This window comes from Corynebacterium sp. 1103A (genome assembly GCF_055700955.1).
In genome coordinates, this window is record NZ_JASTTF010000015.1 from 1 (window position 1) to 23858 (window position 23858).

The 23858-nt window shown below is 67.0% G+C and carries 20 protein-coding genes; 7 read left to right on the forward strand and 13 right to left on the reverse strand.

The genetic code is table 11. The features are described from left to right. Positions 1–83: 83 nt before the first annotated feature. From QQS52_RS09955 to QQS52_RS09975, 5 genes are read right to left on the reverse strand one after another with little or no spacing between them, the layout of a single operon-like run. On the reverse strand, positions 84–1490 hold the full coding sequence (locus QQS52_RS09955) for an ATP-binding cassette domain-containing protein (protein WP_472773709.1): 1407 nt from the start codon (positions 1488–1490) through the stop codon (positions 84–86). Continuing rightward, positions 1487–2278 (reverse strand): ABC transporter permease, encoded by a 792-nt coding sequence (locus tag QQS52_RS09960; protein WP_472773710.1) that lies wholly within the window; start codon positions 2276–2278, stop codon positions 1487–1489. The genes QQS52_RS09955 and QQS52_RS09960 overlap by 4 nt, the downstream gene beginning before the upstream one ends. Then, entirely contained in the window at positions 2278–3234 is a 957-nt protein-coding gene (locus QQS52_RS09965; protein ID WP_472773711.1) for an ABC transporter permease, read from the reverse strand. The genes QQS52_RS09960 and QQS52_RS09965 overlap by 1 nt, the downstream gene beginning before the upstream one ends. After that, positions 3231–4742, reverse strand: a complete 1512-nt coding sequence (locus QQS52_RS09970) for an ABC transporter substrate-binding protein (protein ID WP_472773712.1) — start codon at positions 4740–4742, stop codon at positions 3231–3233. The genes QQS52_RS09965 and QQS52_RS09970 overlap by 4 nt, the downstream gene beginning before the upstream one ends. 58 nt (positions 4743–4800) lie before the next feature. Beyond that, on the reverse strand, positions 4801–5556 hold the full coding sequence (locus QQS52_RS09975; RefSeq protein ID WP_472773713.1) for a GntR family transcriptional regulator: 756 nt from the start codon (positions 5554–5556) through the stop codon (positions 4801–4803). 596 nt (positions 5557–6152) lie between these two features. Here QQS52_RS09975 and QQS52_RS09980 point away from each other — a divergent pair. Next, positions 6153–7967 (forward strand): BCCT family transporter, encoded by a 1815-nt coding sequence (locus tag QQS52_RS09980; protein WP_472773714.1) that lies wholly within the window; start codon positions 6153–6155, stop codon positions 7965–7967. 19 nt (positions 7968–7986) lie between these two features. Here QQS52_RS09980 and QQS52_RS09985 read toward each other — a convergent pair whose 3' ends face one another. The 4 genes from QQS52_RS09985 to QQS52_RS10000 form a co-directional block, all read right to left on the reverse strand. After that, entirely contained in the window at positions 7987–9006 is a 1020-nt protein-coding gene (locus QQS52_RS09985; RefSeq protein WP_472773715.1) for an LLM class flavin-dependent oxidoreductase, read from the reverse strand. A gap of 29 nt (positions 9007–9035) precedes the next feature. Further along, positions 9036–10373, reverse strand: a complete 1338-nt coding sequence (gene brnQ, locus QQS52_RS09990; protein WP_472773716.1) for a branched-chain amino acid transport system II carrier protein — start codon at positions 10371–10373, stop codon at positions 9036–9038. Positions 10374–10532: 159 nt separating this feature from the next. Continuing rightward, entirely contained in the window at positions 10533–11654 is a 1122-nt protein-coding gene (locus QQS52_RS09995; RefSeq protein ID WP_472773717.1) for a MalY/PatB family protein, read from the reverse strand. A gap of 19 nt (positions 11655–11673) precedes the next feature. Further along, entirely contained in the window at positions 11674–13560 is a 1887-nt protein-coding gene (locus tag QQS52_RS10000) for an ABC transporter ATP-binding protein (protein ID WP_472773718.1), read from the reverse strand. Positions 13561–13727: 167 nt separating this feature from the next. Here QQS52_RS10000 and QQS52_RS10005 point away from each other — a divergent pair, with 167 nt between their 5' ends. Beyond that, positions 13728–14276, forward strand: a complete 549-nt coding sequence (locus QQS52_RS10005) for a hypothetical protein (RefSeq protein ID WP_472773719.1) — start codon at positions 13728–13730, stop codon at positions 14274–14276. A 14-nt stretch (positions 14277–14290) separates the two neighbouring features. Then, the gene (gene idi / locus QQS52_RS10010; protein ID WP_472773720.1) at positions 14291–14848 is read left to right on the forward strand and encodes an isopentenyl-diphosphate Delta-isomerase; all 558 of its coding nucleotides are present in this window, start codon (positions 14291–14293) and stop codon (positions 14846–14848) included. On the opposite strand, the gene QQS52_RS10015 is transcribed toward idi, so the two are convergent. Then, on the reverse strand, positions 14821–15957 hold the full coding sequence (locus QQS52_RS10015) for a carboxylesterase family protein (RefSeq protein ID WP_472773721.1): 1137 nt from the start codon (positions 15955–15957) through the stop codon (positions 14821–14823). The genes idi and QQS52_RS10015 overlap by 28 nt on opposite strands. An 18-nt stretch (positions 15958–15975) precedes the next feature. Here QQS52_RS10015 and QQS52_RS10020 point away from each other — a divergent pair, with 18 nt between their 5' ends. Both QQS52_RS10020 and QQS52_RS10025 read left to right on the forward strand, forming a co-directional pair. Then, positions 15976–16158, forward strand: coding sequence for a hypothetical protein (locus tag QQS52_RS10020; RefSeq protein ID WP_472773722.1), 183 nt, complete (start codon positions 15976–15978; stop codon positions 16156–16158). An 11-nt stretch (positions 16159–16169) separates the two neighbouring features. Beyond that, entirely contained in the window at positions 16170–16493 is a 324-nt protein-coding gene (locus tag QQS52_RS10025; protein WP_472773723.1) for a hypothetical protein, read from the forward strand. On the opposite strand, the gene malQ is transcribed toward QQS52_RS10025, so the two are convergent. Continuing rightward, a complete protein-coding gene (gene malQ, locus QQS52_RS10030; RefSeq protein ID WP_472773724.1) occupies positions 16490–18601 on the reverse strand; it encodes a 4-alpha-glucanotransferase in 2112 nt (703 codons plus the stop codon). The genes QQS52_RS10025 and malQ overlap by 4 nt on opposite strands. Before the next feature lie 123 nt (positions 18602–18724). Between malQ and QQS52_RS10035 the strand changes: the two genes are divergently transcribed. Together QQS52_RS10035 and QQS52_RS10040 are read left to right on the forward strand one after the other, a co-directional pair. Next, positions 18725–20560, forward strand: coding sequence for an AMP-dependent synthetase/ligase (locus QQS52_RS10035; RefSeq protein WP_472773725.1), 1836 nt, complete (start codon positions 18725–18727; stop codon positions 20558–20560). Positions 20561–20682: 122 nt separating this feature from the next. After that, a complete protein-coding gene (locus QQS52_RS10040) occupies positions 20683–21369 on the forward strand; it encodes a hypothetical protein (protein WP_472773726.1) in 687 nt (228 codons plus the stop codon). Here the strand turns inward: QQS52_RS10040 and QQS52_RS10045 are convergent. Both QQS52_RS10045 and QQS52_RS10050 read right to left on the reverse strand, forming a co-directional pair. After that, the gene (locus QQS52_RS10045) at positions 21366–22697 is read right to left on the reverse strand and encodes a PepSY-associated TM helix domain-containing protein (protein ID WP_472773727.1); all 1332 of its coding nucleotides are present in this window, start codon (positions 22695–22697) and stop codon (positions 21366–21368) included. The genes QQS52_RS10040 and QQS52_RS10045 overlap by 4 nt on opposite strands. Before the next feature lie 125 nt (positions 22698–22822). Next, positions 22823–23767: a hypothetical protein gene (locus QQS52_RS10050; RefSeq protein WP_472773728.1), complete on the reverse strand. Its 945-nt coding sequence runs from the start codon at positions 23765–23767 to the stop codon at positions 22823–22825. Positions 23768–23858 lie beyond the last annotated feature (91 nt).

Here is a 23858-nt window from a genome sequence, read left to right on the forward strand (position 1 = left end):
CAGCCAAGCCCCACGACTGCCTCAACACGCGAAAAGGCGCCACGGAAACCACTCCGTAGCGCCTACTCGGCGTGCCTAAATACCTACATAGACGAATTCTCGACCGCGGCCAACAACTCGCGCGTGTAGTCGTGCTGCGGGTTCTCCCACACCTCGGCTGTCGGCCCGGCTTCCACGACGCGGCCGTCGCGCATGACCACCACGGTGGGGCAGAGGTAGCGAATCACCGACAAGTCGTGGGAGATGAATACGACGGTGAGATCGTAGGCATCGATGAGCGAGTCGAACAGATCCAGCACCTGCCGGCGCACGGACACGTCCAGCGCGGAGACGGCCTCGTCGGCGAGCACGATATCGGGCCGGCCCACCACGGCGCGCGCAATCGAGATGCGCTGGCGCTGCCCGCCGGAGAATTCGTGGGGGTAGCGGGAGGTATCGCTTGCTTTCAACCCCACCTGCTCCAGTACGCGGGCGACCTCTTCGGGTCCGGCGCCGCCCTCGGCGATGGATCGCCCCACCGTCAGGCGGGGGTTGAGCGAGCCCTGCGGATCCTGGAAGACCATCTGCACGCGCCCGTCCACACGAACGGACCCGCTGTCGGGGCGCTCCAGCCCCGCAATCAGCTTGAGCACCGTCGTCTTGCCGGACCCGGAGCCGCCGACCACCCCGACGCGTCCGCCCCGCGGCACCGCCAGGTCCACGCCTTCTACCGCCGCCGCGTCGCCGAAGCTCTTGGTGACCGACTCCAGCGCGATGACGGGGTCCTGGCGGGTGGGGACGGCATCGCCGGCCGGCAGCCGGGAGGCGCCCACCAGATGCTGGGTGTACGGGTGCTGCGGGTTGTCCAACACGTGCTCGCCGGCCTCGACGATGGCCCCGTCGCGCAGCACCGCGATCTGCGAGCACATTCGTTGCGCAACGCGCAGGTCGTGGGTGATAAACAACACGGCTGTGCCGTGCTCGGCGGCCAGGGCGTCGATGAGGTCGAGGACCTCGGCCTGCGTGGTCGCGTCCAGGGCGGTAGTCGGCTCGTCGCAGATGAGCAGGTCAGGGGTGCGCGCCATCGCCATGGCAATGAGCACGCGCTGGCGCTGCCCGCCGGACAGCTCGAATGGGTAGCGTCGCGCCGCCGATGCCGGCAGCAGCACTTTTTCCAGCATCTCCGGGCTGCCCCCGGCCAGGCGCAGCTGCCGCCCGACGGTCATCAACGGGTCCAGCGCGCTCATGGGCTCCTGGAAAACCATCGCCATCCGCTCGCCGCGCAGCCGCCGATGCCGCTTATCCGCCAGCCCCACCAACTCCTGGCTATCGAAGCGGATACTGCCGGCGACGGGCAGGTCGTGCAGCCCCATCACCGACAGGGCGGTTAAAGACTTGCCGGATCCGGACTCGCCGATAAGGCCGAGGCGCTGGCCGCGGTCCAGGTGCAGGGAGACGTCGTCGACGAGCCCGTCGCCCACGCGCAGGCCCTCGATGGCAAGCAAAGTCATGCGTCCTCCTTCGGATCCCAGGCGTCGCGAAGCCCGTCGCCCAGCAGGTTAAAGCCCAGCACCGTCACGGCGATGGCCGCCCCCGGCGCCCACACCAGCCACGGGGCGGTGCTCATCAGCGTCTGCGAGTCCTGCAGCATCCGCCCCCAGGACGCGGCCGGGGGAGCAGTGCCCAGCCCCAGGTAGGACAGGGCGGCCTCGGCCAGCACGGCCAGGGCGAAGTAGACGGAGGCCTGGACGATGATGAGCCCGCGGATATTCGGCAGCACGTGGCGCAGCGCAATCCGCGGCGCGGACACGCCGGAGACCCGGGCGGAGGAAATATAGTCCTGGTGGATGACCTGCAGCGTGCCGGAGCGGGCCACGCGCGCGAACGCCGGGATGCCCGCGATGCCGATGGCCACCATCGCCGTTACCGTCGACGGGCCCCACACCGCGCCGGCGACAATCGCCAGCAGCAGTGCCGGGAAGGCGAGCACCAGGTCGGAGCCGCGCATGATGAGCCAGTCGCCGTAGCCCATGCCGGCCATCACCCCCAGCGGCACGCCGACGGCTGCCGCGATCCCGACCGCGAGCACGCCGACCAGCAGCGTGACCTGGGAGCCCACCATGATGCGCGCGGCCACGTCGCGCCCAAACCGGTCGGTGCCCAGCAGGTGTTCGGCGCCGGGGCCGACCAGCCGGGCGGCGGTATCTGCTAGGTCCGGTGGGTAGGGCGTCCACACCAGGGACACCAGCGCCAAGATGACGGGGATGGCCACCAGGACGGCGCCTAGGTACTTCTGCATTACGCGGCCTCCTTAACACTGGGGCGGGCGCCCGCGCGGCCGCCCGCCAGGCGCGGGTCAATTAGGCGGTAGGTCACGTCGACGAGCAGGTTGACCGTCAGGGTGAACGCCACCAGGAGCATGACCAGCGTCTGGACGGTGGTGAGATCGCGGTTGGCGACGGCATCGAGAAGCATGCTGCCCAGGCCTGGGACCACGAAGACGGATTCAATGACCACGGCGCCGATGACCAGCGTGGTCAGCTGCACCCCGGCGACGGTCAGCACGGGCAGGGCCGCGTTGCGCAGGCCGTGGCGGATAAGTGCCCGGGTGGGCGAGGCCCCCAGCGCTCGGGCGGTGCGGATATAGTCCTGCCCCATGACCTCGCGGACGGCGGCGCGCACGTACCGGGTCAGCATGGCCGCCTGCACCAGTGCTAACGAGATCACCGGTAGGATAAGGTGCGCCACGAAATCGCCGAAGCCCTGGTTGGGCGGCACCCACCCGCCGGTGGGCAGCCAGCGCCCGAAGGCGTTAATAAGCAGCAGGCCGACCAGGAAGTTCGGCAGTGCGATGCCCAGCTGGCTCAGCACCGACAGCCCCGGGTAGCGGGCGCTGGCAATCCCCAGCGGCACCGCGATGACCAGCGCCAGCAGCAGCGCCAGGCCGACCAGGATGAGCGAGACCTGGGCGCGGTCGAGCACCTGGCCGGTAATGGAGGTCTGCGAGGCCAGCGAGACGCCGAAATCGCCGCGCAGCAACCCGCCCATCCAGTCCGCGTACTGGGTGATAAGGGGCTGGTCGAGGCCCAGGGTGGCGCTGAGCGCGGCGACGGCGTCGTCGGTGGCGTTGATACCCAGCGCCACTCGGGCCGGGTTGCCCGGCACCGCCCGCATCATGGCGAAGATGACCACGCTGGCCACCGCCAGTACGAAGACGTAGCGGCCCACCAGCTTCAGGGTGCCGACTGCCCTCACCGCGCGCTCACCTCCGTGAGATCGACGGAGTCGGTGACCATGTCGGGGCGCAGCCCGGTCACGCCGGGGCGGCTGAGCACGATATTGGGCATGTTCATCAGTGTTACGGCGCCGGCCTCGGCCATGATCTGGTCGACGGCCTGGGAGGTCAGCGCGCGGAATCCTTCGGGGGTCGCGGCGGTATCGGCGGCGGCGAAAAGCGCGCGCACGCGCGGAGAATCGTAGCCTAGGTAGTAGTCTGGGCTGCCGAACAGGGTGGTAAGATCGCGCGGCTCGACGTGGGAGACCAGCGAGACCTGGTAGTCGTGGGCGCCCATGACCTGGCCCAGCCACACCGCGGGGAATTCCGCGGACTCTAGCCGCACGTCGAAGCCGACCTCCGTGAGCTGCGAGTAGATCAGCTCGGCGGCGGTCTGGGCGTACGGCAGGGTGGGCACGGTGATGGTGATGGGGGCGCCGACGGCTCCGGCATCGTGGAGCAGCTGGCGCGCCCGCTGCGGGTCGAAGGGGTAGTAGTCCTCGCCGGTGAACCAGGGGTCTGTGGGCGCCACTGGGGCGGCGCCGGTGTCGGTGGCCAGCCCGCCGAAGAGGATCTCGCTAGCGGCCTGACGGTCAACGGCATAGGCCACGGCCTGGCGCACCCGCGGGTCGTCGAAGGGGGCGGCCTGGTTGTTCAGCGACAGCAGTACCTCGCCGTTGGAGGTGCCGACGTGCTTTTCGGTGCCGTCCGGCAAATCGTCGAGTAGCTCCGGCGACTGGACGGCCCAGACCACGTCCGCCCCGCCGGAGCGCAGCGCGTTGAGGGCGGTCAGCGAATCCGGGAAGTAGCTGATGGTGACCGGTTGGGCGGCCGGGGTGCCCCAGTAGTCGTCGCGGGCGTCGAGCGCCACGAACTCGTTGGGGCTGAACTTGCTCACGGCGTAGGGGCCGGTGCCGACGGGGCGGCTGGCGAGCTGGTCCACGCCGTTAGGCGTCATCATCGCGCCGACGGTGGTGCCCAGCTGCCACAGCCAGCTGTTGGAGCGCTGGTGCAGATCGACGGTGAGCTCGTGCTCGCCGGTCGCGCGGGCGCTTTTGACCACGTCCATCTGGGAGGACAGGGCGTTCGACCAGTGGTTTTTGACGTAGTCTAGGCTGAAGGCTGCGGTCTTCGCGTCGAAGGGGGAGCCGTTGGAAAAGTGCACGTCGCGGCGCAGCTGGAAGACGTAGTGGGTGCCGTCGGCGGAGACCTCCCAGTCGGTGGCGAGCTGGGGCACGACCTCGCCGGTCTTGGAATCGATGGCTACCAGGGTCTCGTAGACGTTGTTCATCAGGGCGGCGGGGATGGCCGCGCCGCCGACGGTGGTGAAGTCCAGGGACGTGGCGGGGGAGGTGGTGGCGACGGTTAGAGCATCGCCGGCCTGGCCGGTGGGGGCCGGGTCGACGACGGCGGTATGACCGGCCGCGCACCCGGATAGCAGGGTAGCGGCGAGTACCAGCGACGCGCTGCGTCGGCCTCGGAAAGTCATATCGAAAGGGTAGTGCATCCCGTCACTATTTGGCGAAATTGCCACGCACTAGCTGCCGCTAGACCCCCGGGAAGACCTCCAACGGCGAGGCTCCGCCGCGCACGGAGGACAGGTTCACCGACAGGGCGTCGGCACGGTAGCAGTAGACCGCCAGCTCGACGGGGCGGCCCTGGTGGTTAGAAATAAGCATCTCCACGGTCCAGATGGGGGAGCCGGGCTCGATGTCCAGGGCCTCGGCATCGTCGGCAGTGGCGGTGCCAATGTGGATGCGGCGGTTGACGTTGTCGAAGTCGACGCCGGCGGCGCGCAGGTGGGTGTGCAGCGAGCCGGAGTCGGCGTCGAAGTTGAGGATTTCCTGCCCGACGTCGATGGGGAAGTAGAGCCTTTCGATCACCATCGGGCGGTCGTTGCAGCTGCGCAGGCGGTGGACGTAGACCACCTGCTCGTCGGAGCCGACCCCCAGGCGCTGGGCGACGTCCTCCGGGGCGGGGCGGCGGGCCAGCCAGAAAGTCTTCTGCTGCGGGGTGTAGCCGTGCTGCCTGAGCCAGGAGCTCACGGAGATGACGGAGTCGAAGGTCTCGGCGTTGAAGTTGCCGAGCACGACGGAGCGCCGGCCGCGGCCGGAGGAGATGGCGCCCTCGGTGCGCAGGGCGGCCATCGCCTGGCGGACGGGGCCGCGCGACGTGTTGAACTGCGCGCACAGTTCGGCCTCGCTGGGCAGTTGATCTCCCGGTTGGAGTTCGCTGCTGCGGATCTGCTCCTTGAGGTAGTCGCAGATCTTGAGGTGCTGCTGCGGTTCTCGGCGCTGCCTCACTAGTTGTTCAGTGCTCCCTTCAATCCAGGCAGGCTGGAAAACGCCGACGCTTCCGCGACCTGGGGTGGCAGGCGCCGGCCGCCCGCGAGCTGGGGAGAACGCGGACCCAATTAACGGTTTGTCTCAGTTGTGTCAAGTGTAGCGAATAACGGTTTTATAAGAAACGACATACAAGTAATTATTTGGATGTAGACATGTTTTGTTTAGGTCGCGGAGATGGGTTGGCGACCATCTGGAAAAGCTGGTCGCCGGCGCGCTTTTCGGCTCCTAGCTAGCGCGATTATAGGGTTGCCGGGGCGTGTAGCCAAGGCGCAGGGACGCCGCGCAAAGCTAAGAGAAAACTCAGGAAGGTAGATAAGTCACACAACCGGCGGGGTGTCACGGGGGGAGTGTATACAAATCCGCGTCCGCGCCGTTCGCATGTGGCATAGCTGTGCCGCTTTGATCTGCGTATATGTCTACATCTGTTGATCTTTTGCTTCCGTCGGTGGTCAATCGGGCGGGGTTGATTATTAATTCTCAGTTTCGTCGATTCGGGCAGTGGCGTCCGCTACTCTGGTGATGGCATATTTCGTCCAAAGATTGGATCATTCCTTATGTCTTCTGATCAGCCCAAGAGGTTTCTTGGGCTCAAGACCGACCCCTTTGTCTTTCTGGTCGCCGCCGGCTTCATCGTGGTTTTCGTGGCCGGCACCCTGTTCTTCGGGGCCCAGGCCCGCGATCTCTACGCGGTGGCCTCCAATTCCTTGCTCACCAACCTGGGCTGGCTGTACATCGGTGGCTTCTCGGTTATTTTCGTCTTCTTGATTGGCATCTTCGTCTCTCGTTATGGCAACCTGCGCCTAGGCGACGACGATGACGAACCCGAGTACTCCCTGCCGGTATGGTTCTCCATGCTCTTTGCCGCCGGCCTGGGCGCGACCCTGCTGTTCTGGGGCGCGGCCGAGCCGCTCCACCACTCCTTCAACCCGCCCCGCGGGGGACTGGAGCCGATGAGCCAGGCGGCCATCGACCAGGCCTTCAGCTTCACCTACTACCACTTCGCGGTCCACATGTGGGTCCCGTTCGCTCTGCCGGGCCTGGCGATGGGCTACTTCGTCTACAAGCGCAAGATGCCCGCCCGCATGTCCTCGGTATTCTCCCCGCTGCTCGGCAAGCGCGTCTACCGCTGGCCCGGCAAGCTCATCGATGCCCTCTCCATCATCGGCACCGTCTTCGGCCTCGCCGTCTCGGTGGGCCTGGGCGTGCTGCAGATCAACGCCGGCCTGAACATCATGTTCGGCGTGCCGCTGGTCGGCTGGGTCGAGGTGCTCATCATCGTGGCGGTCACCGCGATTGCCTCCATCTCCGTCGCCTCCGGCCTGGACCGGGGCGTGAAGATCTTGTCGAACGTCAACATCGTCGCCGCGTTCGTGCTGATGTTCTTCGTGCTGGTGATGGGCCCGACGCTGACCCTGCTCAAGCACACGGTGGAGGCCTTCGGCGGCTACGCCAGCTCTCTGCCGGAGCTGATGTTCTGGACGGACTCCTTCGAGGAGAACCCGGGCTGGCAGGGCACGTGGACGGCCTTCTACTGGGCCTGGACCATCTGCTGGGCCCCGTTCGTGGGGATGTTCATTGCACGCATTTCGCGCGGGCGCACGGTGCGCCAGTTCATCGGCGGCGTCTTGGCGCTGCCGACCATCGTGGTTGTGGTGTGGTTTTCCATCTTCGGCCGCGCGGCCATTGAGACGGAGCTGGACAACCCCGGCATTCTGACCAAGCCGGTGGTCGAGGACGGCGACACCCCGGTCGCGCTGTTCGCCCTGCTGGAGCAGTACCCGCTGTATATGCTCTCCGGCACGCTGGCGCTGACGGTCATCATCGTCTTCTTTATTACTTCGTTGGACTCGGCGGCGCTGGTCATGGACACCTTCGCCAGTGGCGAGGAAAACAAGACCCCGACGTATTACCGCGTCTCGTGGGCCTGCTCGGTAGGCCTGGTGACCGCGGCCTTGCTGTTCATCAATGACACGGGCATCGAGGCCATCCAGGAAGTCGTCATCGTGGTGGCGCTGCCGTTCTTCCTGATGGAATTCGTGATGATGTATTCGTTGGTCAAGGGTATGAGCGATGACTCGGCGGCGCAGCGCCGCACCCGCACGCGCCATTGGGGCAAGACGGACACGCCGGAGAAATACGAGGCCGCCGATGCCCGTCCGGCCCCCGGCTACGACAGCGAGGGCAACGAGCTGGATCGCCCCGAACTCGAATACGACGAGGACGGTAACATGCGCATCCCGGGCAATATCATCGTCGAAGGCGACCTGGGGGTCGGCGGCGACTTTGACGACGACTGGGACGGCGAGGACGCCGCCGGCCCAGGGACAAGTCGCGCGCTTAAGGGGAGCGGGTCTGAGGCTGGGGCCTAAAGCCCGCCTAGAGCCCGGCCTAGAACCAGGCCTTGGCCAGGATGTCCAGGGACTTGAGCGTCTCGGCGCGGCTGCTGGCCTGGATGGAGACCATCAGTTCGTCGGCGCTGGCGTGATCCTGGAACCACTCGAGGTACTCGCGGACCTCGTCGCCGGTGCCAACGGCGGAGTAGCGCAGCATCTCCAGGATCTGCTGGCCCTGGTAGGAACCGATGATCTGGTTGACCTGTTCGTCGGTCAGGAACTTGCCGCGGCCGGCAAACGCCCTGACGCGGTTGAATCTGACGCGCTCGAAGATTTCGGAGGCCTCTTCGGAGGTATCGCCGGCGGTGACGTTGACCGCGGCGATGACGTAGGGCTCGTCCAGGACGTCGGAGGGCTGGAAGTTGTCTCGGTAGTACTTCATCGCGGCCTCTAGGTGCTGCGGCGCGAAGTGGGAGGCGAAAGAGTAGGGCAGGCCGTACTTGGCCGCCAGCGATGCCCCGAACATCGACGAGCCCAGGATGTAGACCGGCACGTGCGTGTTGGCGCCCGGCACTGCCTGGACGCCCGGGATGATGGATTTGCCGGCCAGGTAGGCGGTCAGCTCGCGCACGTCCTCGGGGAAGCGCTCGGCGGCGTTGCCGTCGCGGCGCAGGGCGCGGCCTAGCGTGTGCATATCGGTGCCGGGGGCGCGGCCGACGCCCAGGTCGATGCGGTCCGGGTAGAGCCCGGCCAGCGTGCCGAACTGCTCGGCGATGATATAAGGAGCGTGGTTAGGCAACATCACCCCGCCCGAGCCCAGCCGAATGCTGTTGGTGTGGGCACCAATATGGGAAATCAGCACCGCCGGGGCGGAGGAGGTGATGGTGGACATGTTGTGGTGCTCGGTGTACCAGAGGCGCTTGTACCCCAGCTCCTCGGCCCGCTGGGCGAGGGTGACCGAGTGGGCCATGGACTGGGCGGTGGTCTCCCCCTCGTAGATCGTGCAGAAATCCAGAACGGAAAGCGGTGCGTGGGCAGTCCGGGTGGTCAATGGTGCTCCTTTAGAAGACGACATCTTGCTACCCACCCTACCTGCGGCAGATTTTATTCGGCGGCGGGGCGCACGAGGACATCGATAACCGCGCCGACGACGAAAGCAATCGCGGTGGGCACGACCCAGCCCAGCGACAGCGCCTGGCCCGGCGAGAGGTTGAGCATCGGCTCTAGGGCGCTGGCCCAGCCCAGGTCGGCGATGACCGTCAGGGCGGACCAGAGCACGGAGACCCACAGGCTCAGCCGGTAGCCCCAGTAGAAAGTCACGGCCTTTTTGACCAGTGGCTGCAGCAGCGTGATGAAAATCAGCGTGATGGCCGGCGGGTACAGGAAGGTAATGAACGGCACGGCCACCGACAGTACGGTCTCCAGGCCTTGGAAGGCCAGCAGGATGGACAGGGCGGTAAAGGCCACGGCCCAGAAGCGGTAGGTGGTCTTGGGGACCAGCATCTCGAAGAAGGCGGAGCAGGCGGTGATAAGACCCACGGCGGTGGTCATACATGCCAGCAGCACGATGGCGGAGAAGACCGCCTGGCCGACCGTACCCATGGTCATGTTGGCGGAATCGGCCAAAAGGACCGCGCCGGACTCATAGTCCTGGCTGTTGGGCAGGGTCTGCGCCAGCCAGGCTAGGCCCAGGTAGATGGCCGCCAGCAGGCCGCCTGCGACGAGGGCGGCGGTGATGGTGCCGCCCGTCAGGGACTTGGTGGATTTGAAGCCCTTGCTGCGCAGGGAGCCCACGATGACAATGGAAAACGCCAGGCCCGCGATGGCGTCCATGGTGTTGTAGCCCTCGAACAGGCCGGTGGCCATGGGGGAGCTGGAGTAGTCCTCGGTAGGCACGCCCGGGTTCCGCGGGTTGGCGGTGGTGGCCAGGATGATGAGCAGCGCCAGCAGGGCCACCAGGGCCGGGGTCAGGAACTTGCCCAGAGTGTCCATGATGGAGTTCGGCTTCCAGGACAGCGCCAGCGCGATCAGGAAGAACACAGCGTTAAAGATGCCGTTGGCGGCGGTGCCCTCCCACCCCAGCAGCGGGGTGATGGCGGTTTCCATGGAGACAGCGCCGGTACGCGGCAGCGCGTAGAAGGCGCCAATGGCCAGGTAGGCCATGGCGGAGAAGACGACGCCGAACCAGGCGCCGCCGTGGGCTCCCAGGTCACGGACGCTGCGGCCAGACAGCGAGACTGCCACGACCGCCAGTACCGGCAGCAGCACGCCGGCTGCGAGGAAACCTAGGACGGCGGGCCAGAAGTTGGTGCCGGAGGACACGCCCACCATGGGCGGGAAAATGAGGTTGCCGGCGCCGAAGAACATCGAAAACAGCATGAGCGCCGCCACGACGATGGTCACAGCGGGCCGCTTCGGTGCGGACGTAACGGGTTGAGCCATTGCTTAAGCCCTTCATTGACAGGGGGTCGTATAGTATCGCAACCACTGCCGCGCCCCACGGGGTGGTGTGGGGCCCAGCGGCGGGTTATGGCCGGCGGGTCGCGCCGTTCGTATAATGAGACAATACCGCCCACTGTATGAGAAAGTAAAGACGGGGTGCTAGTTTTCGAAGGCGTGGCCCAGCCGGTCGATCACCTCCAGCAGGATTTCCCGCGAGGTCGCGAAGTTCAGCCGCGCGTGGTGCTCGCCGCCGGTGCCGAAGGTGGAACCCTCGTTTAGTGCGACGCGGGCGTTGTCCAGCACCCAGCGGGCCGGGTGCGGATCGGAGCCAATCTTAGTGTCGGAAAAGTCCAGCCACAAAAGGTAGGTCGCCCGGGGGCAGGCGGTCTTAATGCCGGGCACGCGCTGGGGAAGCTCTTCCAGCAGCCAGTCCCGCGTCTGCTTCAGGTAGGCGATCTCCTCGTCCAGGTGCTCGCCGCCGTCACGGTAGGCGGCCTCGGCGGCGATAACGCCCAGGGCGCCGGTGCCGTCCTTGGCCACCCCGGTCAGCTTCTTCCAGGTAGCGATGTCGGCGGGGTTGGAAAAAATCATCTGCGCGCATTTAAGGCCGGCCACGTTGAAGGCCTTGGACGTCGACGTTGCCGTGATCGTCACGTCTGGGCCCAACGATGCCACCGGCGTGTGCTTGCCCTCAAAGACCAGCGGGGCGTGGATCTCGTCGGCCAGGATGCGGGCATCGTAGGTGCGAGCCAGGGACACCAGGCCCCGCAGGAAGTCCCCGTCCAGCACGCGGCCCAGCGGGTTGTAGGGGTTGGCCAGCAGGATGGAGCCGGCGCCGGCGGCGAAGGCGTGCTCGATTTCGGCTAGGTCCAGCTCCGCGGAGACCTCGACCTTCTCGCGGCCGGCGGTGGCGGGTACCTCCAAAAGCGGCGGGTAGGACGGTACCGGCACGACGACCGGGGAGTCCGGGCGGGTGAAATACTGCACGCCCAGCAGCATGCCGCGCACGACGTCGCCGATCCAGAAAATCCCCTTCTCGTCCGGGCGCCAGCCGAAGCGCTCGGCGTAGAAGTCCGCGAGCGCTCCCGGCAGATCGCTGACGCGCGGGGCCGGGGTATAACCGAAGGTCTCTCGGTCCACCATGCCCTGGATTGCGTCTTTGACTGCGGGAGCGGTGGGGAAGTCGGATTCGGCAATCCACAGGGGGATGACGTCAGAGTCGTAGACGGTCCACTTGCGGGTGCCGCGGGCGGCTAGTTGCTCAAGACTCGGAAATTCCATGGCCCCAGCCTAGCCGGGCTTAAATCTCGGACTCATCCTCCGGCTCGTGCTCCGGGCTGCCGTCAACGAAGCCGAAACGCTTCAACCTCCGCCTATTCGCCGCGGAGGCCGACTGAGTCAGCTGCAGCAGCTGTGCATAAATTCCGCCCGAGCGGGCCAGCTCCGCCGGCGAGCCGATCTCCTGGACGCGTCCGCGATCCAGCGTGACGATCGTGTCCACACACGCGATGGTGGACAGGCGGTGGGCGATGATCAAGGTGGTGCGATCCTTCATCAGCTCGTCCAGGCCGGCCTGAACGGCGCGCTCGGCCTTGGTGTCCAGCGCCGAGGTCGCCTCGTCGAGGACCAGGATGGGCGCGTCCTTGAGCATCGCGCGTGCCACCGCTACGCGCTGCTTTTGCCCGCCGGACAGCCGCAGGCCGCGCTCGCCGACGACGGTGTCGTAGCCGTCGGGGAAGGCGGTGATGAAGCCGTGAGCGTTGGCGCGCTGGGCGACGGCGACGATCTCGGCATCGCTAGCGCCCGGCTTGCCGTAGGCGATGTTCTCGCGCACCGTGCCGGAAAACAGGAAGGGCTCCTGGAAGACCACGCCCACGGAGGCGCGCAGCTGCTCCGCGGTCAGGTCGCGGACTGGGTGGCCGAGTACCTCGAGGTTGCCCTCCGTCGGCCGGTACAGGCCCAGCAGCAGGTTGACCAGGGTGGACTTGCCGCCGCCGGACTCGCCGACCAGGGCTACCTGCTGGCCCTCGTGCGCGGTGAAGCTGACGTTTTCGACCACCGGCTTGCCCTCCTCGTAGGAAAAGGACACGTCGTGGAAGGCAAAGCCCGCTCGCCCTGGGGACTGTTCCAGCGGGGCGACGTCCTGGGAGCCGGGCTCGATGGCATCGGCGGCGCGGGCGGCGTTGATAAGAGCCGGGTTGGCCGTGGGCTCGACGTCCTCGCCCATGACGCGGAAGTAGTCGCGGGAGCCGGCGATGGCCCGCTGCGCGGAGTCGACAATCCAGCTCATCATGAACACCGGCTGCTTGGCCATGGTGACCATCTGGATGAGCATGACCATATCGCCCAGACCGAAGTGTCCGCCCAGGGTGCGCCAGAAGATAACGGCGTAGATGCCGAAGAAGATGGCGGCCATCGCCAGCCCGCGCAGCCCGTCCATGGTGTGCCACCAGCGCGACTGCGGGCGGGTGGTCTCCACGTACCCGCGGTAGTGGCGGGCAAAGCTGGTTAGCTCGCGCAGCTCAGCCACGAAAGACTTGGTGACCTTTACCTGGCCGATGACCTCGGCGAAGCGGCCGTTGGCAACGTCGATGTGCTCGTTTTTGACCGCCTCGTAGCGCTGCCAGCGCTTGGAGGTCAGCGCAGTGAGCCACATATAGATAGGAAAGAGCAGCGCCAGCATAACCGCCAGTGGCCAGTAGTAGAAGGCGGTGATGATCAGGATCGCCACGACCTGCAGCAGCATGGAGATGAAGTTGTTGGAAAACGACTGCAGAAACTGCGTGACGAACATGATCGAGCGGTCCAGGCGCGCGATGATAGTGCCGGTTATCTGGTTGTCGTAGTAGCGCTGCGGCAGCGATAGCAGCTTAGCGAAATACCGCGTGGACAGGATTTGCCGAAGGCGCGAGACCATGACGTCGCCGACATAGCCGCCCAGGTTGTTGAAGATGGAGCCTAGGGCATCGGCGGCAAAAAGCAGCAGGGCGAGCCAGAGGACGGTGCGCAGGGCGGTCTCGGCGGGGTTGCCGCCGGTCACGGCCGCGACGATGGTGTCCGTGGCCTCGCGTACGATAAACGGCGAGGCCAGCGACAGCGCCGCGGCCAGGGTGGCGGTTAACACCGCCCCGAGGTAATAGGGCCACAGTGCCCTCGCGCTTTTGACGATCCGGGCCAAAGAATTCATGCCCTGCCTCCACTACCTAAAGCGTTGTTTTTGGTTAAGCCACGGGAACCCACAGATACTAAGCCCGCCAAGCACGCCTGGCAAACGGGACGTCGATGCGTTAAAAGGCAGCCGCGTCGGTTAAGCTTACGGCGAGCAAGTACTACACGGACGGGAGATAATCCACGGTGAATAACTCGCAGTGGCGGGCCCTCGGGCTGGTGCCGGTGTGCGCGCTCGGGCTGGCGGCCTGCAGCGTGCTCGAGCCTGGAGAAGCCGGCCTGAGCCCCGACGAAGAAATCACGGTCACCTCCTCCGAGATGCCCGATTTCAACCCGGAGGACGTGCCCGACAAGGAAGTCAAGGACGACCTCACCCAGACCATCAAGGACGAGGGCCTCAACGTCGAGTGGACCCTCCAGGGTGTCTACGCCGACAACGTCCAGGGCTCCGTGGTCACCGTCGCGCTGAAAAACCTCAACGACGTGCCCCTGCCCGCCGATGCCATTGGCCAGCCCAAGCTGGAATACCGCTCTGGTAGCAGCTTTGAGGAAGTCGACCTGCTGGATTACGATCCGGAGGTCAACTCCGACGTCAACCCGCCAGGCCTCGACTACCCGCTGGGGGAGAAGGCGACCACCAACGTCCAGTACCGCGTGGACGCCTCCCCGACCGCGCTGACCGATGCCCGCTTGACCCTGGGCAACGTCACTTGGGTGGGGAACCTGAACCTGTGACGCCGAAGACGCCTATGACGCCCGCTCCAGAACTCGTCGTGCTCGCCGGCGCCGACGGCCAGCCGGCCGGGACCGCCGACAAGGCCACGGTCCACACGGACAACACGCCGCTGCACTTCGCGTTTTCCGCCTGGGTCCACCGCGGCGACGAAGTCTTGGTCACCCGCCGCGCCCTGGCTAAGAAGACGTGGCCGGGCGTGTGGACCAACGCCTTTTGCGGGCACCCCGGGCCCGGCGAAGATACCGCCGATGCCGTCCTGCGCCGCGCCGCCTTCGAACTAGGCCTGTGGGATGCCGCGCGGCCGGAGTGCGTGCTGCCCGATTTCTCCTACCGCGCGGTGGACTCTTCTGGTGTGGTCGAAAACGAGATCTGCCCCGTCTACGTCCTAGAACTGGCCCCGGGGACTGAGCCGGCCCCCAATCCGGACGAGGTGGACTCTTACCAGTGGGTTACTGCGCGTACGCTTATCGATGCCGCCCGCGCGACCCCGTTTGCCTTTAGTCCCTGGATGGTCGAGGAGCTGGCTGAGCCTGCCCTGCGCGACTACCTGCTGGGGGCATCCGGGCGGTAGCAGGCCCACAGGTAGTCCAGCGGGCCGGGGTGCGCCTGGCGGGCGCCGGTGGCGAGATCGAAACGCTGCGCCGACCCAGCCGGGAAACCGGCGTCGCCGGTGCGCGCGAAGTGGGCCAGCCACTCGGCGAAGACCCCGTCGGCGGGGTCGAAGAGGGCCGGCAGATCGTCGCAGTGGCGCGCCGGCGCCCCGTCGGAGCGAACGAACTCTATGTGGCGGACCAGCTCCGGGTGCGGGTGCTGGTGGGCCACGGCGGCGACCCAGCGGCGGATGGTGGCATCGCCGACCACGGCGCGGTTGCTAACCGAGTGAGTGCCGGCGCGCCAGTTGGCAAAGCGCGGCAGGTTCAGCGCCGCGGCCAGCGGGCGCGGCGGGACCTTGAGCCGGTCGAGGCGGCGCGCGCCGGGCTGGTCCCACATCTCCTCACGGGTGCTGCTAACTACCAGGGGAACCGCGGCGAACTCCGCCGGCTCCAGCGGCCATGGCCCGAGCGCAATGTCGAGGGCGTGCCGGGCGCGGAAGCGCCGGTAGCCGCGCTCCAGGTGGCCGTTTTTGGCGAGCTTGGACAGGCTGCGGCGGGTCACCGGGGCCGCGAGCGCGGTGCGCAGGCTGGCCTTGCGGCGGGAAAACGGGGCGCGCGGAAAGGCGGGGGAAAGAGCTACGGCCCGGCGGAAGCCACCGCGGAAGTGATCGCGGCGGCACAGCCACAGCGCGATGGCCGCGCCGGCGGACTGGCCCACCAGGGTCACGTTGGTCGGATCACCACCGTAGTCCTCGATGTTCTTTTGCACCCACTCCAGGCCTGCCAGGCAGTCGTTGATCCCGCGGTAGGAGCGCGGCTCGTCGCCGGGCAAGCGCGCGAAGCCGGACAGGCCCAGGCGGTAGCTGAGCTGGACCAGGACGAGGCCGGCGCGGGCAGGGTAGTCGCCGATGGCGTCGCGGTGGGAGCCGGAATCAAAGCCGCCGCCATGGATGAAGACCACCACAGGCAGGTCCGCGCCCGGGCGCGTGCCGGCCGGCCGCGTGATGGTCATCGCCCCGACCTGTGGGGCGGCATCGAAGGGATCTTTCGGAGCAGCTGCGGGAAGCTCGAGGGATTCTGGCGCCATGCTCTAAAATCATAGGCCATGGACCCTCTCTCGGAGCTTGCTGATGCCGCCTCCCAAGCCGTGGCCTCGGCGCCCATGTGGCTGCAGGTGGTGATCATGCTGCTGACGGTCGTGCCGGCGCTGGTGGTGGCGGCCTGGGTGCTCATGCTGGTCGTCGACTGGTGCGCTCGCCGTTTCCGCCGCCGGCCCGGGCGGCACTAGGATGAGTCATTATGGATGACAAGCACGCCGCGGACGCCCCGGAAGAGGTAGGGCGCTCGCACCGCCCGTATTCGCCGGTGGACCCGCGGGTAAACCCGTCGGCGGATCAGTCGCGCCCGGATTACCAGCCGCGTGAGGGCTTGTCCGGGTCCCAGGCGCCCGAAACAGCCGAAGCGGCCGAAGCAGCCGGGACGGCCGGGGGTGGAGCCGGCCACGCGGCGCGGGCAGGGCAGCAAAAGCGCAAGCGCTCGCTGCCGCGCTCCCAGGTCACCCCGACCCTGCGGCTGCTTATCGCCCTGGTAATCGTCGCCGCGCTTATCGGGCTGTTCGTTTAGCGGGCTGCTCGTCTAGCGGCCGCCGCCAGGCGGGCAAAGAGCGGCTGGCCGGCGATATCTTCCAGCAGGACGGGGCGCTGCTGGCTATCGCACAGCGGTACGCACCAGTTGGGGTAGAGATCCCGCGTGGTGCCCGGCTGGTTCTGGGCGCGGGTATCGCCGACCATATCCACCAGGTTCGTCACCGTCAGCGCGGCCGGGGTGGCTGCGGCGAAGCGGTGGAGGGCCTCGACGACGGCCAGCTCGTCGTCCGGCCGCGGCGTGACGGCCGGGTCGAGGACGCCCTCGGCGGCCAGCTGGTTAAAGACGGCCTGCTGCCAGGCGCGATCCTCGGCGTCTTCCACCTCGGCCGGGCGGGTGAGCACGCCTAGCTCCTCGCGCAGGGTGATGTGCCCGCCGCGCAGGTAGGACAGCGTCGGCGGCATGTCGTGCGTGCCCACCGCCGCCAGCGCCAGGCGCCGGTAGTCTGCCGAGGCTCGCGCGTTTTCCGTGTCCCCGGCCTTTTCAAACCAGACCACGTTGGTGCCCAAGATCCCGAAGCGGGCCAGCTCGCCGCGCACGGATGCTTCCACCGTGCCCAGGTCCTCGCCGATGACCACGGTGCCGGTGCGCTGGGCCTCGAGCGCCAGGATGCCCACCATGGCGCGCGAGTCGTAACGCACGTAGGTCCCGGCCGTCGGCGGTAGGCCGCGCTGGATCCAGTAGAGGCGGAACAGCCCCAAGATGTGGTCGACGCGCAGTCCGCCGGAGCGGCGCATGGTCGTGCGCAGCAGGTCCCGCCACGGCCCGTAGCCGGCTTCGGCCAGACGCACCGGGTGCCACGGCGGCTGCGACCAGTCCTGGCCCAGCTGGTTGTACTCGTCCGGCGGCGCACCCACCGAGGCCAGCGGAGCCAGGTACTCGGCCAGGTTGACCGCGTCCGCTCCGCCCGGGTGGATGCCCACGGCCAGGTCCATGATGATGCCTATGCGCATGCCGGCCGCCCGCGCCCGCTCCTGGGCGGCGCCCAGCTGCTCGGCGCACAAAAACTGCAGCCAGCTGTAGTACTCGGTCAGCTGGTCCAGCCCCGCCTGCTGCCGATGCCGCCTCCCCGCCTGCGCCGCCAACTCCGCCTCGGCGCACCAGCGGGCAAACTCCGCCAGGCCTGCACCCTCGGTGCGGGTGAACTCGCGGAACTGCGCGCGGCGCTCCTCCGTGTGATCCAGGAAGAACAGCTCGCGCAGCACCTGCAGCTTGGCGTCGAAGATGGCGTCCCGATCGATGACCTCGGCGGTGTTGTTGGCCAGCCGGAACTCGGCGGCGAGTTCGTCGACGTCGGCGCGGGTGTTGGCATCGAGAAGCGCAAGCTCCGGCACGTCCTCGACGCGCAGGTAGAGCGGGTTAATGAACCGGCGGGTCGTGGGCAGGTAGGGAGAATCCTCCACCGGCGGGAAGGGCTCGGCGGCGTGCAAGGGGTTGACCAGCAGGAAATCCGCGTCTGCCTGCTTGGCCACGAGCTCGGCCACAGCGCCCAAGTCGTGGAAATCGCCCATGCCCCAGCTGGCAGCCGAGCGCACCGAGTACAGCTGCGCCATGACGCCGGTGCCCGGTTGCGTGAGCAGCTCGTCGGCCGTATCCAGGTGGGACGGCACAACGATGAGCGGGCAGCTCGCCTCCAGATCCTCGCTGCGCAGGTGCAGTTCGTGGTAGCCCAGCGGCAAGTCGCCCGGCACGTGGAAGCTGGCCTCGCCCCAGGACTTACCGCCGACGTCGACGTCGGGGGAGTCGTTGGGATCCTGGTAGGTTGGCGCGGTGCCGCCATTTTCCAGTTCTACCGTAACCTCGGCGGGCGCGCCGGCGGGCACGTGGACCAGAAACGGCTCCTCGTTGCCGGCCGTGGCGACCACGCAGGCCGGCAGTGGGCGGGAGGCGGCGGCCTGGTAATCCCAGTAGAGCTGCAGAGTGATGTCCTCGTCGCTGGGCTCGGCGGGAATGCCCACGCCGAGGGCGCGCAGGGTGCCAATGATGGTGGGGGCATCAATAACAATGTGCTCGCCGGATTGAGCGGTATACGCCGTCACGACCCCGTGGTGGGCGGCGAGCTCGTCGAGGAGGTGGCGGGAAGTCACGGTGCTTATTCTGCCATGAAAGCCGCGGTGTTGCTTGCTGAATATAGGGCGGGAATTGGTAGAGTGGACCACGGTTTTATGAGGAAATGGTCATGTTCTTGAAGCAGGCCTGAAAGGAAAATTGTGACCCTACCGGAAGTACATACCCCTGCAGAGTTTGAGATCGAGGAGGGCGAGACCTGCCTGACCGCTCTCATCGCCACCGCCAAGGCCCGCCCCCACGGGGTCATGTTTACCCGCCCGGCCAACTACGAATGGGTCAACGTCACGGCCAAGGAATTCATCAACGAGGTCTTCGAGGTCGCCAAGGGCCTCATCGCCTGCGGGGTGGAAAAGGGCGACCGCATCGCGCTGATTTCGGCCACTCGATACGAATGGTCGCTTTTGGACTACGCCATCTGGGCGGCGGGTGCGGCCTCCGTGCCGGTCTACCCGTCCTCGTCGATGTCCCAGGTCCAGTGGATCATGGAAGACTCCGGCGCCGTCCTGGCCATTACCGAAACCCGCGAGCACTCCGAGCTGGTGCGCCACCTGGTCCTGCAGGACGACGGGCAGCCGATGCTCAAAGACTCCCCATCGCAGCTGCGCCGCGTGCTGGAGATCAACTCCGCGGCCATTGACACGCTGAAATTTGAGGGCCGCGGGGTGGAGGAATCGGTTATCGAGGAGCGTATCGCCGCCACGCGCACCGACGACCTGGCCTCGCTGGTCTACACCTCCGGCACGACCGGCCGGCCCAAGGGCTGCATGCTCACCCACCGCAACTGGTTGGCCGAGGTCCGCGGCCTTCTGACCAACCCCATCGGGCACATCGCCGTGCCGGGCACCCGCGTGCTGACCTTCCTGCCGCTGGCCCACGTGCTCTCGCGCGCGGTCTCGCTGGCGGTGGCCATCGGCGGCGCCACCCAGAACCACTGGTCCGATTTTTCGAGCCTGTCCATCGAGTTCGCCCGCTCCCGCCCGAACCTCATCCTGGGCGTGCCGCGCGTGTTCGAGAAAGTCTACAACTCCGCCGCCGCCAAGGCCGCCGACGGCTCCGGTGTCAAGGCCGCCCTGTTCAGCCAGGCCGAGAAGGTTGCCCAGGACTACTCGCGCGCCCAGGACACCCCGGAAGGCCCCAACCGCCTGCTGCGCGCCCAGCACAAGCTCTTCGACAAGCTGGTTTACTCCAAGATCCGCGAGGGTGTGGGCGGGCAGGTGCGCTATGCCATCACCGGCGGCTCGGCTATGAGCCACGACCTGTTGCACTGGTTCCGCGGCATCGGCCTGCCGGTCTACGAGGGCTACGGCCTGACCGAGGTCGCCGCGGCCGCCGCGGTGGACTTTGAGGACCAGAAGATCGGCACCGTCGGCCGCCCGCTGGAGGGGGTTACCATCCGCACCAACGAAGAGGGCGAAATCTGCATCAAGGGCGACATCGTCTTCGCCGGCTACTGGAACAACCCGCAGGCCTCCGCGGCCGCCGTAGAGGACGGCTGGTACAACACTGGCGACCTGGGTGAAATTCTGGATTCCGGCCACATCATGATCACCGGCCGCAAGAAAGATCTCATCGTTACCGCCGGTGGCAAGAACGTCTCGCCGGGGCCGATGGAGGATATGCTGCGCTCCCACCCGCTCATCTCGCAGGCGATGGTCGTCGGCGACGGCAAGCCCTTCGTCGGCCTGCTGCTGACCCTGGAGCCGGAGGCGCTGGAGCGCTGGAAGCGCGAGTACAACATCCCGGCCAACCGCAGCGCCCAGGACGTGGCCACCGACCCGACCCTGCGCGCCGAAATCCAGGACGCCATCAACCAGGTCAACGCGACCGTCTCCCACGCGGAGGGCATCAAAAAGTTCTACATCCTGGAATCTGACCTGACGGAGGAGGAAAACGAGCTCACGCCGACGATGAAGGTCAAACGCAACGTCGTCGCCCAGCGCTACGCGTCCGCCATCGAGCACATCTACAAGCGCTAGAGATAAAAATCTTCTCGGAGTGTCGCCCAGAAAGTTGCCAGGTTCTCGCCTAAAGTCAGCAAGCGTCAACGGTAAGTCTCAACCTTTACTTCAGGATTGGGTTTGTTCGCGGAAAGGACGATATGCACAAACTGGCTGCTGAATTGCGCCACCGCGAATTGACTCAGGAGATCTACAACATCGGCGACGAAGTGGCCGAGTACATCGAGCACCTCATCGAGGCGCTGGAGGACTGGGACGTCGAGCTGGTCGTGGACTGCGTGGCCGAGCTCGATGACATTATTGAGGACGCGCGCGTGGACGCCGGCCGTTGCGTCGGCGAGCTCATCGGCCTGCGCCAGGCGCTGGTCTCCGGGGTGCGCTCCGGGACCATCTCCGCGGCAGGGTCGGGCGAGTTCGACGTGACCCCGCCGGCCGGGCTGACGGCGGCGCGTTTGGAGGCTGACTACGCCGTGGCAGGCCCGCCGGTGGACGTCCACCAGCTGGCCACCGCGCTCAACGCCCGCACCCGGGCGACGGCCGAGAACCTGCGCGAACAGGTCGACTACGTCCTGGCGCAGACCGATGCCGTGGCGCGCAACCTCGACATGGTCTCCCTGCCGCACTTGTACAAGCGCGTGGGGCAAACCGTCGGCGGGGCCTTGCAGGCCTGGCAGCACTGCGTTGCCGAGGCCCACCCCGGCTACGTCCGTGCCATGCGCGGGCACAACCCGCCGCCGTTCTTGGCAGAGCGCGCCCGCGTCCAGGCCGTCGTGGCCAAGGTCGCCGCGAAGCGCGCCGCCCAAAAGGCGAGCAACGCTACCGCTTAGGACTTAACTAGACTTCCTTCCTTCTGGTCTGAGGGAAGGGCCGACGCCGCTGGATTCCCTCTCCAGCGGCGTTTCATTTTCCACTGGTCGACGGCGATAAACAGCACCAGGGTCGCGCCGAACAGCGGCAGGAAGGTGCCGGCCGTCGCCACGAACAGGCCGACGACGGCCCACTCGCCCCAGCTCAGCCGCGGGTGGCGGCCTGGGATCCGCGTCGGGCGGCGCTTGAACCACATCGCGTAGCCCGCGCCGATCATCACCGCGATGGCCACCGCCGAGGCCAGCAGCAGGATCTGCAGCGGCAGGCCGAACATGATGCCCATATGTAGGTAGGTGCCCCACGAGGTCAGCTGAGAAAACAGCGGAAGGTCGCTAAAGGGGAGGGAGGCGGTGACGGCCTGGGCGGTCGGATCGATGGCCACGGCATCGGAAGCCAGGCGCCAGGGCACCCAGCGCTCGGCAGCCTGCCAGCCGTGGGCGGTGTCCTCGCCGGGGAAGAGGCGCAGGGGCCCGGTGAGTCCGGCATCGCGGGCGGTGCGCCAGACGCCGTCAGCCTGGTCGGCGATTTCCGCGTCGAACCATTGGCCGGCGACGACGGGCGGGTGCGGCAGGGCGGTATCGACCGGGTCGGCGCTGCCGCGCATGGCGCTGATCGTCGTTGCCACGTTGGCCCCGGCGACGTTCGACCAGGTGATGCCGGTCGCGGACAGGCCGAGCAGGACCACCAGGAGCCAGGTGCCGAGGCTGCCGTGCAGGCGCATCAGGCCGCGGCGGCCGGACCAGGTGGTGCGGGGGCGGCGGTAGCACAGCCAGATGGCCAGACCGCCGAGGGCGACGAACCACAACCAGGAGGCTGCCAACTCCGAGTACAAGGCGCCGATGTCGCCCAGGTGAAGCGACTTGTGCAGCTGGGAGAACCAGTAGCGCACCGGCAGCTCGCCGACACCCGAGTAGGACGGCTGCGCGCCCAGGACGTGGGAGTCGTAGGGGTTGACGAAGACGGCCAGAAGCCGGGACTCGCCCAGCGCCGGGTCGGCCACCAGCACGCGGGTCGTGTCCGTGGCGGAGTCGGCCGGCCAGACCTGCTCGACGGGGTAGTCCGGGTAGGCCGCCTGGGCGGAGCGGACTTGGTCGCTGAGTGGCTGGGGTGGGGCATCGTTGGCACTGACGTGCAGCAGGTCCCGGTAGACGAAGTTCTCAATCTGCGGGGCCACGGCATAGCCGGCACCGCTGATGGCCGCGACCAGGATGAACGGTGCGATGAAAAGACCGGCATAGAAGTGCAGGCGTTTAGTCAGGGCGCCCAGGCCCGTGTTGATAAAGTTCATGGGAGTATCCCTTGTGGAAGGAAGAAACGGTCAAGGACAAGGAGCGTCGCGTCTGCAGCCGGAAACTCTTCTAAGAAGTCGTTATCGCTGACAGAAAAGTTCCCGGCTGTTGAAAATGGGTGCGTTTAGGCAGCGTGCGCGCCGGAATTCCCCGGCCACTTCAGGTGGCTAAGCAGGAGGGCCTCCGTCTGGCGCGGGTGCTCGGTCAGGTCGTCGTAGCGGAGCCTGAGTGGGCGGTAGGAGGCGTGGCGGAGGGCATCGTCGCGCTGTTGGAGGGCTGAGGCGTGCAGTTGTGTGCTCCCGCACGCCGGGTCCTCGACCTCGACGGCCAGCCAGTTATTCAGCAGGATACCGATGAGCGCACCCGTGCTGGCGAACGTGCACAGCTTCATGTCATTGAGGTGGGGCCGCAGGAGGCCGGAGGAGAGGATGAGCGCGCGGGCGTAGGACTCGCCCACGTGGCGCACCGACGGGTTGGATAGTTCCGCCACCCGGCGGGCGACCTGGATGTTGCGGGCGCGGCCTAGGAATTCGATCTCGCGGCGGAAGTCGGTGGGGGTGACACCTAGGGCGCGGGCGGCATCGCCGGCGATGAGCCCGGAGATAAAGCCGTGGAAGCGCGCCACGTCGATGACGGCGCGGGCGGGATTGACGCAGCGGATGCCGTCGACAGAGTCGTACTGGTTCAGCCGCGTTTTGCGGAACATGATTCCGGGGATATGCCGGTCGTGGGGCGGGAGGTTTTTATTGGGCAAGGACATCTCGGTCGGCGCGTTGGCGGCCGGGCCGGCCACCGGCAAACGATGCATATGCGCCGCCGCCGCAGAAATCGCCACCGCGCTATAGGAGCTCAGGCCCGCAGCGATGGCGCGCAGGCGGCCCTGCTCCTGGTGGGGCAGGGAGTGGAAGTAGCGCGCGGAGACGGCAAACCGGCCCGCGATGCGCAGCAGCGCCCCGGTTTCGAGGCGGTGCCAGACGAATGGGTGGTTGCTGGGGGTCTTGGAGAGGTTGATTAGAGCGTTGGTGTGGTCGGGTGCGGGCGAGCGGAAATACTGTGGTGAAAAGTTCATGGTTCCCAGCCTTGCGGGCGACCCGCCCCCGCGGAAGGGGCCCACCCGCCGCCTGTGGACAACTAACGCGGTGTTGTGCGGTTCGTCACCC